General features: G+C 60.2%; 19 protein-coding genes. All 19 read left to right on the top strand.

From position 1 onward, the window contains the following. The first annotated feature begins 413 nt into the window (after nucleotides 1-413). The 19 genes from BLO80_RS22490 to BLO80_RS22405 all read left to right on the top strand — a co-directional run bounded on the left by BLO80_RS22490 (nucleotide 414) and on the right by BLO80_RS22405 (nucleotide 11,919). Nucleotides 414-596, top strand: a complete 183-nt coding sequence (locus BLO80_RS22490) for a Com family DNA-binding transcriptional regulator (protein WP_139197094.1) — start codon at nucleotides 414-416, stop codon at nucleotides 594-596. Between the two features lie 20 nt (nucleotides 597-616). Next, nucleotides 617-1,261 (top strand): hypothetical protein, encoded by a 645-nt coding sequence (locus BLO80_RS22485; protein WP_092330774.1) that lies wholly within the window; start codon nucleotides 617-619, stop codon nucleotides 1,259-1,261. A gap of 50 nt (nucleotides 1,262-1,311) precedes the next feature. After that, nucleotides 1,312-1,662, top strand: a complete 351-nt coding sequence (locus BLO80_RS22480) for a phage holin family protein (protein WP_060738977.1) — start codon at nucleotides 1,312-1,314, stop codon at nucleotides 1,660-1,662. 36 nt (nucleotides 1,663-1,698) lie between these two features. Continuing rightward, nucleotides 1,699-2,211, top strand: a complete 513-nt coding sequence (locus tag BLO80_RS22475; protein WP_092330606.1) for a hypothetical protein — start codon at nucleotides 1,699-1,701, stop codon at nucleotides 2,209-2,211. 3 nt (nucleotides 2,212-2,214) lie between these two features. Continuing rightward, nucleotides 2,215-2,826, top strand: a complete 612-nt coding sequence (locus BLO80_RS22470) for a phage baseplate assembly protein V (protein ID WP_092253768.1) — start codon at nucleotides 2,215-2,217, stop codon at nucleotides 2,824-2,826. An 11-nt stretch (nucleotides 2,827-2,837) separates the two neighbouring features. Further along, complete coding sequence (locus BLO80_RS22465; protein WP_014336817.1) at nucleotides 2,838-3,170, top strand: phage baseplate protein; 333 nt, start codon at nucleotides 2,838-2,840, stop codon at nucleotides 3,168-3,170. Next, the gene (locus BLO80_RS22460) at nucleotides 3,167-4,162 is read left to right on the top strand and encodes a baseplate J/gp47 family protein (RefSeq protein ID WP_092330603.1); all 996 of its coding nucleotides are present in this window, start codon (nucleotides 3,167-3,169) and stop codon (nucleotides 4,160-4,162) included. The genes BLO80_RS22465 and BLO80_RS22460 overlap by 4 nt, the downstream gene beginning before the upstream one ends. Next, a complete protein-coding gene (locus BLO80_RS22455; RefSeq protein ID WP_092330600.1) occupies nucleotides 4,159-4,803 on the top strand; it encodes a phage tail protein I in 645 nt (214 codons plus the stop codon). The genes BLO80_RS22460 and BLO80_RS22455 overlap by 4 nt, the downstream gene beginning before the upstream one ends. After that, nucleotides 4,800-5,333, top strand: a complete 534-nt coding sequence (locus BLO80_RS22450) for a hypothetical protein (RefSeq protein WP_092330598.1) — start codon at nucleotides 4,800-4,802, stop codon at nucleotides 5,331-5,333. Before BLO80_RS22455 ends, BLO80_RS22450 begins: the two co-directional genes overlap by 4 nt. 26 nt (nucleotides 5,334-5,359) lie before the next feature. After that, nucleotides 5,360-5,980, top strand: a complete 621-nt coding sequence (locus tag BLO80_RS22445; protein WP_092330595.1) for a hypothetical protein — start codon at nucleotides 5,360-5,362, stop codon at nucleotides 5,978-5,980. 9 nt (nucleotides 5,981-5,989) lie between these two features. Beyond that, complete coding sequence (locus tag BLO80_RS22440; protein ID WP_092330593.1) at nucleotides 5,990-6,247, top strand: tail fiber assembly protein; 258 nt, start codon at nucleotides 5,990-5,992, stop codon at nucleotides 6,245-6,247. An 86-nt stretch (nucleotides 6,248-6,333) separates the two neighbouring features. Beyond that, the gene (locus tag BLO80_RS22435; protein ID WP_092330590.1) at nucleotides 6,334-6,561 is read left to right on the top strand and encodes a hypothetical protein; all 228 of its coding nucleotides are present in this window, start codon (nucleotides 6,334-6,336) and stop codon (nucleotides 6,559-6,561) included. Between the two features lie 2 nt (nucleotides 6,562-6,563). After that, nucleotides 6,564-7,730 carry a phage tail sheath protein gene (locus tag BLO80_RS22430; protein WP_092330588.1) on the top strand — a complete coding sequence of 389 codons (1,167 nt, stop codon included), beginning with the start codon at nucleotides 6,564-6,566 and terminating at the stop codon, nucleotides 7,728-7,730. Further along, nucleotides 7,730-8,236, top strand: coding sequence for a phage major tail tube protein (locus BLO80_RS22425; protein ID WP_072410645.1), 507 nt, complete (start codon nucleotides 7,730-7,732; stop codon nucleotides 8,234-8,236). The genes BLO80_RS22430 and BLO80_RS22425 overlap by 1 nt, the downstream gene beginning before the upstream one ends. A 210-nt stretch (nucleotides 8,237-8,446) precedes the next feature. Then, complete coding sequence (locus BLO80_RS22420; protein ID WP_092330585.1) at nucleotides 8,447-9,022, top strand: phage tail assembly protein; 576 nt, start codon at nucleotides 8,447-8,449, stop codon at nucleotides 9,020-9,022. Further along, the gene (locus tag BLO80_RS30370) at nucleotides 9,019-9,144 is read left to right on the top strand and encodes a hypothetical protein (RefSeq protein ID WP_256573040.1); all 126 of its coding nucleotides are present in this window, start codon (nucleotides 9,019-9,021) and stop codon (nucleotides 9,142-9,144) included. Before BLO80_RS22420 ends, BLO80_RS30370 begins: the two co-directional genes overlap by 4 nt. A 6-nt stretch (nucleotides 9,145-9,150) precedes the next feature. Continuing rightward, complete coding sequence (locus BLO80_RS22415) at nucleotides 9,151-11,331, top strand: phage tail tape measure protein (RefSeq protein WP_092330583.1); 2,181 nt, start codon at nucleotides 9,151-9,153, stop codon at nucleotides 11,329-11,331. Next, complete coding sequence (locus BLO80_RS22410; protein ID WP_072410629.1) at nucleotides 11,331-11,714, top strand: phage tail protein; 384 nt, start codon at nucleotides 11,331-11,333, stop codon at nucleotides 11,712-11,714. Before BLO80_RS22415 ends, BLO80_RS22410 begins: the two co-directional genes overlap by 1 nt. Further along, entirely contained in the window at nucleotides 11,707-11,919 is a 213-nt protein-coding gene (locus tag BLO80_RS22405; RefSeq protein WP_092330580.1) for a tail protein X, read from the top strand. Before BLO80_RS22410 ends, BLO80_RS22405 begins: the two co-directional genes overlap by 8 nt. The last annotated feature ends 5 nt before the right edge of the window (nucleotides 11,920-11,924 follow it).

Raw genomic sequence — 11,924 nt, 5'->3', positions numbered from 1 at the left:
GAAAACTCGCAGCCCCGTATTTATAAGGGCTCCATGCATTTGCGCATTCCAAGTGCATAAATAAATGCATTTACGCATTGACTGTATATGCATCCATGCATATTCTGTGTCCAAGCCGCTCGACAAAGCGGCTGGCAACAAAGCTCTTTAGTTCCACCAACAGGCAGCGATGAATCGGCCTTAACGGTTCAGAGGGTTGGCAACTGACCCGGGTGTGCAGCGTAAAGCACCAGAAGCAGTTATCCGGCGGGCAGGGACCGCGGTCGGAGGAACAATTTGAATGGATCCGTACCGCGCCAGCCGCGCCGAAAGATCAAGCGCATTACTGAAAAGCCTGGGCAACCGGGCTTTTTGGAATGCCTGCACCGTGAGGTGCGTTCAACCACATCACCGCCGCCAATGGAGGGCTTTCAATGTTGAAGGATTTCAGATGCGGTCACTGCAAACGACTTCTGGCCCGCGTGGGCGAGAACACCGAACTCCAGATCAAATGCTCCCGATGTGGGACGTTGAATCATGTGAAGGCCGTTGAGCCTCGAGTGAGCGCCGGCGAGCGAACAGCGTGCGGAGGAGACCCTGCACTCCGTGCTCAATGACATCCATCGAGGTAAGAAAAATGAAATTGCTCAAAAAAATCCTACTGGCGACTGCGTTTCTGTCGTCCTTCGTAACCCTGAACACTTGGGCTGATACGGCCATGTCGTGGAACCTGGCCCGGGACATGTACCTGATGACCGAAGCCGCACCGGCCGGTTCGCCATGGTCGTTCATGCAAAACAAATCGGGGGTGAATGCCTCGGCCAACTACACGCTCATGCCTACGTTCCAGGCGGGGACATGCAATGGCCAGCCAACCACCTGCTGGCAGGACAGTGCTACGGGAGCCTGGATTTTAATTCCCCACGCAAACGTCACCTTCACGGGTTCAGGCACCAGTTTTGTATTCAAGCAGGGCGACGTAGCCACACATCCCGGCACCAACAGCCAGAGCATCTTCCGCTGGGCCAGTCCTGTCACCGGCAACATCAACGTGCTGGGTCGGGTCAACGACCTGCATAACGCCTGCGGGGATGGGATTGGCTGGTCGCTGAACCTGGGTGACACCGTGCTCCAGTCCGGAAGCCTGGCAAACGGCGGCAGCACTACGTTTATGTTGAATAGCGTAGCGGTTACGCCGACGTCTTCGCTTTATCTGGTCATCGACAGGAAGTCCGACAACTCCTGCGACTCGACCAGCATCGACATGCTCATCACTCGATAAGCGCGATGGGTCCCCTCAACTTCAATCCCTCACTCCCCAGGAAACGAGACATGACAAACGAGCAACAAGCGTTGCTGGACATGCCGATCTGGCTGGTCATCGTGCTCGCCCTGGTGGGCGGGGTGTCCGGCGAGATGTGGCGCGCCGACAAGGAGGGGGCCCGTGGCTGGCCGTTGCTGCGCCGCGTGGTCCTGCGCTCCGGTGCCTGCGTGGTCTGCGGGGTTTCGGCAACCATGCTGTTGTATGCCCTCGGCATGTCGATCTGGAGCGCTTGCGCCCTGGGTTGCCTGACCGCCATGGCCGGTGCCGATGTGGCGATCGGTCTTTACGAGCGCTGGGTCGCCAAGCGGATCGGCGTTTGCGAAGTGCCACCGCGGGACCTTCCGCCCGACCAGCAGTGAATCGACAGCGCTGATCCATACAAAAGGAGGCGATCAATGCCTGCCCTTATCGAAAAACCGTCGCAGTTGTTCTCGGCCATTGCCCAGACGCTGCGCGCCATTTATCCCACCTTGAAAGTCGGTAGCCCTCAGGCGTTCGATGGCACCGACGACCAACCCTGGGTGCTGATTGCCATTGAGCGCGATGCGTCAGGCAACCGCGCCAATGATGGGCGTATCGCCCATGTCCTGACGGTTTCCCTGCAAGTGGTCATGGCCGTTCCAGGCTGGGAGGCCTGCGATCTGGCCGGTGAATTGAAGCACCTGGTCGTGGATAACCGCTGGGGCCTGTCGGGCGATCAATGCGATCTGCCCACGGAGATCGATGGCCTCGCCTCCACATTCATCCACGAAGCACGGGCGTACACCGCCTGGACCCTTTCCTTCAACCAAACCCTGTACCTCGGCCCGACGCTGCTGGAGGACCCGTTGGGCATCCCGAAATTTGCCCGTACCTGGGAAGTGTCGAACATCGACGACCCGGATCAATACACCGCACTCGAGGGCTGAGCCATGTTCGATGGGCTGTTACGGATGCATCTGGGGCCGATCATCGAGCGTCTGGCACAGATGGAAACCGAGCTGGAAGACCTGCATCGGCGTGCGGAGAGTTTCTGCCGCATCGGCGTTTGCCAGGAAGTCGATGCGGCCAGCAATACCTGCAAAGTCAGCCATGGCGGGTTGCTGACACCGGCGATCCGCTTTTTCAATCCGAGCGCCGGCGCCCAGAGCGAGTCGCGGATTCCGTCCGTGGGCGAGCAGTGTCTGCTGCTGAACCATGGCGGCGGCGAGAGCGGCGGGCAGGCGGTGGCGTTGTTCGGCCTCAACGGCGGTCAGTTCCCGCCCGTCTCGACCCAGGCCTCGCTGACGCGGCGCCTCTATCAGGACGGTACGGAAAACGGCTACGACCATGCCAGCCATGTCCTGCACTGGCAAAACGGCCCGGCGGCGTTCAGCGGTTCCCGTGAAGCCCTCCAACTGAACATCGGCCCGTCGCGATTGGCGATGACAGCCGAGGCCATCGAATTGCAAGTCGGCGCCGTCGGTATCCGGCTCGACGCTTCCGGTGTGCACCTGAGCGGCCCGGTGGTGGATCACCAGGGACGCGTCATCAGTACCGCATAAGAGATTTCCTCATGATTGGAATCGATCGAAATACCGGCGCCACGGTCGACGACTGGCTGCAGTTCGTGCAGCGCGCCACCCGTGCATTGACCACGCCGTTGGGCACTCGCCAGAAGCGCCCGTTGTATGGCTGCGCACTCACGCAGTTGCTGGGGCAGAACCTCGGCGACGACCTGCTGATCCTCGCCCAGAGCCACGCGGCCCAAGCGTTCTACAACCCGGACAACGGCATCGATGATTTCGAGCCGCAGGTCATTGTCGCCAGCCGGCACGGTGCCGGATTGCTGCTGCGTTTCGCCGGCACCTGGAAAAACCGCAAACAGACTTTCGAGGTGGTGACATGAGCATGTTGATACCCGGCCAGAACCAACTGGCCGAACCGGCCATCGTCACCGTCGAAGCATTCGAGGACCTTCTCGCGGAGTTCAAGACCTTTGTGGTCGAGTACGTCGCGGCACGCTCTCCCGCCAGCGCGGCGAAGCTGGTGGACAGCCTCGAAAACGAAAGCGAACTGCTGACCCTGGCCCTTGAGGCGTTCTGCGTCCGGCTGCAAACCCACGAACGCAAATACAACGCCCGCATCAAGCAGATGCTGGCGTGGTGGGCCACCGGGACCAACCTCGATGCTCGCCTGGCGGACATGGGGCTCGAACGTCAGTTGCTCGATGCGGGCGATCCGGCGGCTTTCCCGCCCATCGCCCCGGTCTACGAGAGCGACGATGACGCTCGCTTGCGTTACTACCTGGCGCCCCATGCTCCGGCGGCGGGCTCGCGCATGCAGTATCGGCGGGAGATCTTCACCCTCGGCGAACGGCCAGTGGTGAAGGTAGACAGTGCCGCTGGCGGTGTCGTGAACGTGACCTACACGTTCGATCCGGATGGTCTCGCCGCGCAAGTCAAGGACGGCAACGGACGCCGGACGGCACCGGGCGAAGTCACGGTCACGGTGCTTTCCCGCGAGGGCGACGGCACACCATCCGAAGCGCTGCTGAACGGTGTTCGCCAGCACTTCGCCCGGCCTGATGTACGGCCGGAAACCGATCTGGTCATCGTGCAGGCCGCGCAAATCAAACCCTACAAAATCCGCGTCGTGGCGAAGATCAACGCCGGCCCGGATTCAGGCTTGACCCAGGTTGCCGCCGAACAGCAATTGCGGGAATACGCCGAGGCGTGTCATCGACTGGAAGGTCGGGTGGACCCGAGCTGGATCGACTATACGCTGCACAGTGCCGGCGCGGTTCAGCTGGAGATTCTCGAACCGCTCCAGCCGATCGTGACGACGGCTTTTCAAGCCCCGTATTGCACAGGCGTTGAGGTCGAGGTGGAGACGTTATGACTGACGACACACCCCGCCTGAGCCTGCTGCCGATCAACAGTTCGCCATTGGAACGGGCGCTGGATCTCGGTTTCGCCCGGCTGCTCGAACGCATCGATCCGCCGTTTCCCGAGCTGATGAATGCAGATGAAACCCCGCCCATCTTCTTGCCTTACTTGGCCGCGGATCGGGGTGTCAGCGAATGGGATGCGCAAGCCAGCGACCAGGAAAAACGTTTAACGGTTTCATTGTCCTGGCAGATCCAGCGCCAGGCCGGTACTCGCCAGGCTTTGAACCACGCCGTCGAATCTCTGGGGTTCACACCTCAGGTTACTGCTTGGTACGAACAGCACCCTCGCGCTCACCCCTACACCTTTGATGTGCAAGCCATCATCGGCCAAAGCTGGGCCAGTGGTGATCACAATCGGCTGATACAGCGAATCAATGCAGCCAAGAGCGAGCGCGACCAGGCCACCATCACTCTCGTGCATCAAACGAGCGGAGGACTCGCAGCAACCGCAGTCATGCACAGCCCGTTGAGCGAGGGAGAGCTGTTTCTGTGCGGGACGCTGCCCATGCTCGAACTCGACGCGCGGCTTGCCAATATCGGGGTTTTCCAACCCTACATCATTAACGATTACGACCTCAGGGCGCAGCCATGACAGAAGATATAACGCGCTTGGTTCGCTTCACTTCCGCCGGCTTGGCGGAGGTGTTGCAGGCAAAGAACCAAGGTTTGAAAGGTGAAATCACTCACATCGGTGCCGGCACCGCCCGCTACGATCCAAATGGATCGGAAACAGCGCTTCGCAATGAACGGCAGCGCGTGGCGATTGTGGATTACGAAGACCTTGATCCCGGGCAACTGAGAATGGCCGCGCTGTTCGACGGAGCAGATGAATACGAGATCGGTGAGTTCGGATTTTATCTGTCAACTGGGACGTTGCTGGCGGTCTATTCGGTGGCTGGAAAGTTGCTGACCTACAAGGCGGCCGCGGCCCGTGTACTGCAAAAGTTCACGCTTGATATTTCGCCATTACCGGCGCAAAGCGTCACGGTGGTCGTCGGGTCTGACAATCTGAACATCCTGTTGAGCGAGGAAATTGCCACCGTAGCGACTGCCAATATCGACAACATGGCACGGCATGTCGGCTTGCTGTTTCGGGTAATGACGCTTGAAGTCGCCAAATAAATCAATAGCACAAGGAGTTTGACAACGTGAGCCTGGAAACCACTATCGCGTCGCTGGTGACAGCGGCCAACAATTTGACCACAGTGGTCAATGGGAAGATCGGCAGTATCAACACGACCATGGCCACGGCTTTGGCCCAGTTCAATGAGTGGCGAAGCCTGAAGGATGTTGAAGGAGATCCAACTGCGCTTGGCACGATTCGTCGCAACGTGTTGCAAGGGCATGTCTACGGGACTGGCGGCGTCTATGGCGCCACGGCACAAGGTGATTTTGTATCGACTAACTTGGGTGCCAGCGCGAACGTGTACATGCATTTCAGAGTGCCGCTGAACATCAATGTCCACTCGGAAATGTTCTGGTTCAACATCAAGGGTTACAGCTACGGCACAGCAAAAATAATCGACGAAACCTTGGTGGGGTATTGCTATCAGCCCACGCGGGTCCTGCAAAGTGTTTCGACTTTCGGGAACATGACGCCAGCTGTGTATGTCGATACCAACGGCAATATTGTCATGCGAATTCTGATTCCCAATATTTACTACACCACTGTGCGTATCGACACGATGCGAGTGGGCAATGGCCGATTGTTCAATCTGGGCGACTTGAGCACCAAATTGTCCTTGGCCGAAACCGTTGTCTTCAGTTAAGGAACGAACATGTCTGATACATCCAACGCGGATCATCTTGATATTCCGCTCGCTATACCGTCGCATGAAATCGAGTGGGCAGCCATTCGCACCCGCCGCAATCAGCTTTTGCGAGATACGGACTTTACCCAACTGCCGGATTATCCCGTGACAGAAGCGCAGCGGGCTGAGGTCAAGGCTTACCGTCAGACCTTGCGTGATATTCCCGAGGCGATCGAGGACCCGTCCAAGTTTGTCTGGCCTGTGATGCCAGCTTTCATCAAGTAAACCCTAACCGCGACAGCGGTTTTTTTTCGCCTGCAGTAAGCCCCGTGATTGGGGCTTTGTGTTTTTCGCGTCTGGAGAACCCGTAGATGCCCATTCGTAAGCAATACACCGTGTTGCTGCCATTCCCCATCGGTGGTGGCCATTGGTCGAGCGTCGGCCAGGAACTCGATCTGCTGGATGTCGAGGCCAATGCCTTGCGCAGTGCCGGTCGTCTTGAACTGAGCAGCGCCCTGGCGGCGCACGAACCGGCTGTCGACACGCAAGCCATCCCCACCAAACCGGCCAAAAAGGCCACCACCAAGAAGGCTGAATAACCATGGCTGAGGTTTTGAACTTCGAGCACAACGGCATTACCGTCAATGCCACTGAATCTCCCGAGGCCATGGGTGGCCTGGGTGACAACGTCATCGGGCTGGTCGGCACCGCGCCGAATGCCAACCCGCTGATTCCGAAAAACACCCCGTTCCGTATCAACAGCTTCACCACCCAGGCCCAGCTGGACCCGACCGGTGCCGAAGCGGGGACGTTGTTCCACGCCGTCTACCAGATCCTCAAAGTGGTCAAGGTGCCGGTGTACGTGGTCATCGTCGAAGAGGGCGCCACGCTGGCCGACACGCAGAACAACGTGATCGGCGGTATCGAGGCGCAGACCGGGCGCAAGCTGGGCTTGGCCGCGTTGAGTGGGGTCGCTGAAGACCTGACCATCATCGGTGCGCCAGGCTTCACCGGCACCAAGGCCGTGGCCAGAGAGTTCGCCTCGTTCGGCAAGCGCATCAAGGCCCGTGTAGTGCTCGATGGCAAGGACGTCGCGGTCGCCGACCAGGTGACCTACAGCCAGGAACTGGGCGGCGCGGACCTCGGTTTCGACCGTTGCCTGGTGGTGCACAACATGCCAGCGGTGTACTCCAAGGCTGCGAAGAAAAACGTCTTCCTGGCGCCGTCGAGCCTGGCCATCGCCGCCCTGGCCAAGGTCAAGCAATGGGAGAGCCCGGGCAACCAGGTCACCTACGCCGAAGACGTTTCCCGCACCGTCGAATACAACATCCTCGACACCTCCACCGAAGGCGATCTGCTCAACCGCTACGGCGTCAGCTACTACGCCCGGACCATCCTCGGCGGCTTCTCGCTGCTGGGCAACCGTTCCATCACCGGCAAGTTCATCAGCTACGTCGGCCTGGAAGATGCCATCAGCCGCAAGCTGGTGAAGGCCGGCCAGAAGGCCATGGCCAAGAACCTGACCAAGTCGTTCATGGACCAGGAAGTCAAGCGCATCAACGACTGGCTGCAAACCCTGGTCGCCGACGAAACCATTCCCGGCGGTAGCGTGTACCTGCACCCGGAATTGAACAGCGTCGAGAAGTACAAGAATGGCACCTGGTACGTGGTCATCGACTACGGCCGCTACGCGCCGAACGAACACATGATTTATCAACTCAACGCCCGCGATGAAATCATCGAGCAGTTCCTGGAGGATGTTCTCTAATGTTTACCAACCGCGTAAGACAGGCCATCGCGGCCACCCTGCAGGGCCTGCCGTTGTCGGCGACCGTGGAAGATTTCACCCCGCCGAAGATCGAATTCGAGATGGAAGAGATGCGTGGCGGCCGTTTCATTGGCGAGGAGATGGCCAAGGCCGGCAAAGCGCTGACGGCCAAGCTGACGCTGCAAGGCCTCGGTCCGGAAGTCATGCTGGCGCTGGGCGTGAGCGTGGGCGACGACATCCTGCTGAACGTGCGTGAAGCCGGCCAGGATCAGGACGGCAACACCTGGTTCACCTACCACACGGTGGGCGGCAAGTTGAAGTCCCTTGAGGAAACCACGCTGAAGATGAACGAGAAGCCCAAGACCATCCTCGATCTGTCCTGCCGCACCTACAACCGCCTGGAAAACGGCGTCCCGGTGATCGACATCGACGTACGCACCCAGAAGTTCGTGCTCAACGGCGTCGACATCCTCGGCGATGCTCGCCGTGCGGTGTTGTTGCCTTAATCACCGCAGTACTCGCAATGCCGGTCAGTTAAACGCAGTCCCTGTGGGAGCGGGCTTGCTCGCGAATGCGCCAGCACATCCAACATTAATGTTGCCTGACCCACCGCTTTCGCGAGCAAGCCCGCTCCCACAGGGGAATCCGCCCAGCCAGAGATTTGCGATTACTGCCCCGTGTTGCGCCTTCCCAGTATTCATCAAGGAACTGATTCCATGTCCTGGACGCCTCCCGTTCATGTCTTGCTGTCGCCGATCACCGGTGACGACGAAACACAGATCGAGCAACTTCCCCTCAAGCCGCTGTACTACGCCGCGCAAAAAGATGCCCTGGCCCGCGCTGGCGATGACGAAGACGATCAGTTCTTCGAACTGGCCAAACTGGCCACGGGGCTGTCGGTCAAGGAACTCGACCAGCTCAAGCGCCCGGACTACGTGAGCATTGCGCAATACGTGCATGAAATGTCCACCCTTCCGACGTCCCACTTCCTGGAACAGGTGGCCGGCGCACCCGCCGACCCTGACCAGGTACAGCTGCTGCAACCGCTCGACGTCGCGGGGCGCAGCATGACTTCGCTGACCCTGGAAATGCCAGTGCTGCGTGCCACCAAGGCGATGAAAAAACTGAAAACGGCCAAGGAACGCGCCGAGTTCATCACCGCCCATTGCGCCGGTCTGATGATTCCCGATCTCGACCGGCTGACCGTGCCCGACTGGACCCAGTTGCAGGTGCGCATCGACGATTTTTTAAACAAACCGGCGGACTTCTTTCGGAGCGCGACATCGAAGTGATCCTCGATGTGGTGCCGCTCATTTACTCGGTAAGTGAGGCGGAAATCCTGGAGTGGGACGCCGGCAAGGCCTTGCGCCGCTACGACATCGCGATCGCTCGCCTTGGCGTGAAACAGGAGTAGAGCGGGATGGCGGACGATAGATATTCGCTCAAATACGCAGCCTTCAATGAGAATGGGTTGGCGTTCGGTAATACCAGCCTCACCAGTGGCGTGTCGGCGCAAGGCGCGTTCGCCAGGGATCAACTGGCGAGCCTCGATCTGGCGCTGGAAACACTCGGGCTCAAGCTCGGTCTGCTGACCACCGCGATCGAGTCGCTGACTGTGAAGCTGTCGGCGCAACGATTGTTCTCCCAAACGATGGGCGCCGACGCCAAGGGCGAGTCGGCCAGTGAGCCAAAGGGCAAGCCGAGTGGCGGTATTGAACCACCGGCGCTGCTCAAACCCGCGATAGCGATGGATTCGGCCATGGCCGATCTGAAAAAGGCCACCCAATTCGGCCCGCGCCAGATTCAACAGGTGGCTGAGTCCACCCAACAGATCGCCACCGCACCGTTGGTGGCGGCCAGGGGCACCACGGCGGTTGAAGTGGTGAGGATGCAAAGCCTGGCGGCGGGGAAGGGCATCGGTAGTGACGTGCACGATCCCTCGGAGCGACAGTTGGCGCTGTCGCGTTTTGCCTCGGATGCTGGCGTCACTGCGACGGCGTTCGATATGCCGGCCATGAAGGCCGCCGAAATGCTGGCCGACTGGCGCATCTCCATGAAGCTCAACGGCGGCGAAGCCTTTGATTTGGCGGATGCCGCCAACCAGTTGGGCAAGCTACCCAATGGTGCGAAACCGGCTGAGATCGGCGCGGTCTTGCAGCGTGACGGTGCGGCGGCGACGACGGCAGGCCTGGCCCCTGCACAAGCCGCAGCGTTGACGGCGGCGTTGCTCAATACCGGTACCCGACAAGCTGAAGCTGGCGTGGCGCTGGATAGTTTCACCACGGCTCTGGGCAAGGCTGACCAGACCTCCGCCACCGAGCAAACGGCCTGGAAACAGCTGGGCCTGGAGCCCAAGGCGGTGGCGAGCGGTTTGCGTGACAAGGACACCGCGCCTGGCACGGTGATGACGGTGCTGGCGGCGTTGAACGCGCAACCGGCCGAAAAGCGCTCGACCCTTGCCGCTACGCTATTCGGCAATGGCGATGAGGCGGTGCTGCGCATGGCGCAGAAACTGCCCGATGTGAACGCCGCCTTCTTGCAGGTGAAAGACCCAAGCCAATACGCCACGTCGCAATTGGGCAACGACGGCTCGGTGCGGCAGGACGCGTTGGCGCTATCGAACACCCGGCAAGGCCAGTTGAACATTCTCAACGCCCGCAACGAGCGTTTGTCGATGGCCACGGGAAACGCCCTGATGCCTGTGGCGGATAGCTCGTTTCAGTGGCTGGGTTCGCTGACCGGTGGCCTGAGTGAGTTGGCTGAGTCCTCCCCTAAAGCCACCGCGGCCATTGTGCTGCTGGGCGCGGCGATCAAACCGCTGGTTGGGGCGCTGCTCAAGGCCGTAGCGGATGAGATGTCCAATCAGGTGGCCAAGCGGGTGTTGGGCAAGGCTGCTGCGCACCTTCCCGGCCGATTGGGCGAGGTGATATCCGAAGATTTCAGGAGAAATCCTCCTGGGGACAAGTTGGATACAAGCAATGCCAGCCAGCGTTCCGAATCCACGAGAGGGCCGAAGGTACGCGTCAGTGCACGGGGCTCGCGGGGAGGCACAGGGCGTTTTTCATTCGGGCCCACGGCCTCATTACGCTCGATGACGCGCAACGCACCCGGCCCATTGAAAGCCGTCGGCGCCGTCGCTGATGTGGCCGAGGGTGTGCTGACCGGCGACAAACGGATGATGGGCGCAGGCCTGGGAGCCGCGGGTGGCGGCTGGGCAGGCGCTGCCGCGGGGTCTGCGGCCGGTGCCGCTTTGGGCAGTGTCGTTCCGGTGATCGGCACTGCCATCGGAGGGGTGATTGGCGGGCTGCTGGGCGGCTGGCTGGGGAGCGATGTCGGCGCATCCCTGGGTGAAAAACTCGTCGCTCCCGCCGACAGGCTCGCCGCTCCAGACCAGATCAGCAAAGACCTGGCCGGCACCCAGACAACCACACAGCAGAACACCATGACCGCGAACATCTACATCAACGGCCAGGACCAGGCCAGTGCCAGTCAGTTGGCCAACCTGGTCGTGCAGCAGCTCTCGGGCCAGTTCGGCTTGACGACCATGCCCAGCTCACTGGCCATGCGCAGTGACGCCGCCCTGACCGACGGAGGTACGTGATGCGTCAACAAATGGCACTCGGCAGTTTCATCTTTGGGCTGTCGAGAAAGTTTGCGTACCACCAGTTGGTACACACATCGGACGGTGGCTGGAAAAGCATCGACATTCTCACCAGCAAACCCAAGTCCAGCCAGATCGGCCAGGGGCTGCAAGGGCTGACGATCACGGGCAAGTCGATGTACGCGACGGCCATGGATCGTCTCGATGAGCTGCGCGCATTGCAGGCGCAGCGCATCCCGCTGCCGTTGGTCGATGGCATCGGCCGCAACTGGGGCCTGTGGCAGATCAACAAGGTCACGGAAACCCAGACCGAAATCATTGATGACGGTACGGCGATGGTGGTCGGCTGGGTGGTTGAATTGATGGAGTTCGCCAATGCGTAGGGTTCGAAGTATCGCCGGTGATTCGGTGAATCTGTTGCTGTACCGAGAACTGGAGCGTTGTGACGATATCGTCGAGGAGGCGCTCTGGCTGCTCAATCCGGGATTGGCTGAATGGAGCCCGGTATTGCCGGCGGGCGTATGGGTTGTCTTGCCGGAAGTGGACCTCAAGCCCGTGGCAACCCCACCGGTTTCGGCCTGGGATTAAGGAGG

Source organism: Pseudomonas sp. NFACC56-3 (assembly GCF_900100025.1).
In the GTDB taxonomy this organism is placed as follows: domain Bacteria; phylum Pseudomonadota; class Gammaproteobacteria; order Pseudomonadales; family Pseudomonadaceae; genus Aquipseudomonas; species Aquipseudomonas fluorescens_AA.
The sequence above is the reverse complement of the archived record's forward strand: the minus strand, read 5'-3'. Positions and strand labels throughout refer to the sequence as shown.

What these genes read in the sequence shown, in the direction of transcription:
- BLO80_RS22430 (WP_092330588.1), top strand. Translation starts at nt 6,564, where the DNA reads ATGGCTGAGGTTTTGAACTTCGAGCACAACGGCATTACCGTCAATGCC.
- BLO80_RS22455 (WP_092330600.1), top strand. Translation starts at nt 4,159, where the DNA reads ATGACTGACGACACACCCCGCCTGAGCCTGCTGCCGATCAACAGTTCG.
- BLO80_RS22470 (WP_092253768.1), top strand. Translation starts at nt 2,215, where the DNA reads ATGTTCGATGGGCTGTTACGGATGCATCTGGGGCCGATCATCGAGCGT.
- BLO80_RS22420 (WP_092330585.1), top strand. Translation starts at nt 8,447, where the DNA reads ATGTCCTGGACGCCTCCCGTTCATGTCTTGCTGTCGCCGATCACCGGT.
- BLO80_RS22425 (WP_072410645.1), top strand. Translation starts at nt 7,730, where the DNA reads ATGTTTACCAACCGCGTAAGACAGGCCATCGCGGCCACCCTGCAGGGC.
- BLO80_RS22465 (WP_014336817.1), top strand. Translation starts at nt 2,838, where the DNA reads ATGATTGGAATCGATCGAAATACCGGCGCCACGGTCGACGACTGGCTG.
- BLO80_RS22480 (WP_060738977.1), top strand. Translation starts at nt 1,312, where the DNA reads ATGACAAACGAGCAACAAGCGTTGCTGGACATGCCGATCTGGCTGGTC.
- BLO80_RS22460 (WP_092330603.1), top strand. Translation starts at nt 3,167, where the DNA reads ATGAGCATGTTGATACCCGGCCAGAACCAACTGGCCGAACCGGCCATC.
- BLO80_RS22450 (WP_092330598.1), top strand. Translation starts at nt 4,800, where the DNA reads ATGACAGAAGATATAACGCGCTTGGTTCGCTTCACTTCCGCCGGCTTG.
- BLO80_RS22435 (WP_092330590.1), top strand. Translation starts at nt 6,334, where the DNA reads ATGCCCATTCGTAAGCAATACACCGTGTTGCTGCCATTCCCCATCGGT.
- BLO80_RS22440 (WP_092330593.1), top strand. Translation starts at nt 5,990, where the DNA reads ATGTCTGATACATCCAACGCGGATCATCTTGATATTCCGCTCGCTATA.
- BLO80_RS22415 (WP_092330583.1), top strand. Translation starts at nt 9,151, where the DNA reads ATGGCGGACGATAGATATTCGCTCAAATACGCAGCCTTCAATGAGAAT.
- BLO80_RS22410 (WP_072410629.1), top strand. Translation starts at nt 11,331, where the DNA reads ATGCGTCAACAAATGGCACTCGGCAGTTTCATCTTTGGGCTGTCGAGA.
- BLO80_RS22475 (WP_092330606.1), top strand. Translation starts at nt 1,699, where the DNA reads ATGCCTGCCCTTATCGAAAAACCGTCGCAGTTGTTCTCGGCCATTGCC.
- BLO80_RS22490 (WP_139197094.1), top strand. Translation starts at nt 414, where the DNA reads ATGTTGAAGGATTTCAGATGCGGTCACTGCAAACGACTTCTGGCCCGC.
- BLO80_RS22485 (WP_092330774.1), top strand. Translation starts at nt 617, where the DNA reads ATGAAATTGCTCAAAAAAATCCTACTGGCGACTGCGTTTCTGTCGTCC.
- BLO80_RS22405 (WP_092330580.1), top strand. Translation starts at nt 11,707, where the DNA reads ATGCGTAGGGTTCGAAGTATCGCCGGTGATTCGGTGAATCTGTTGCTG.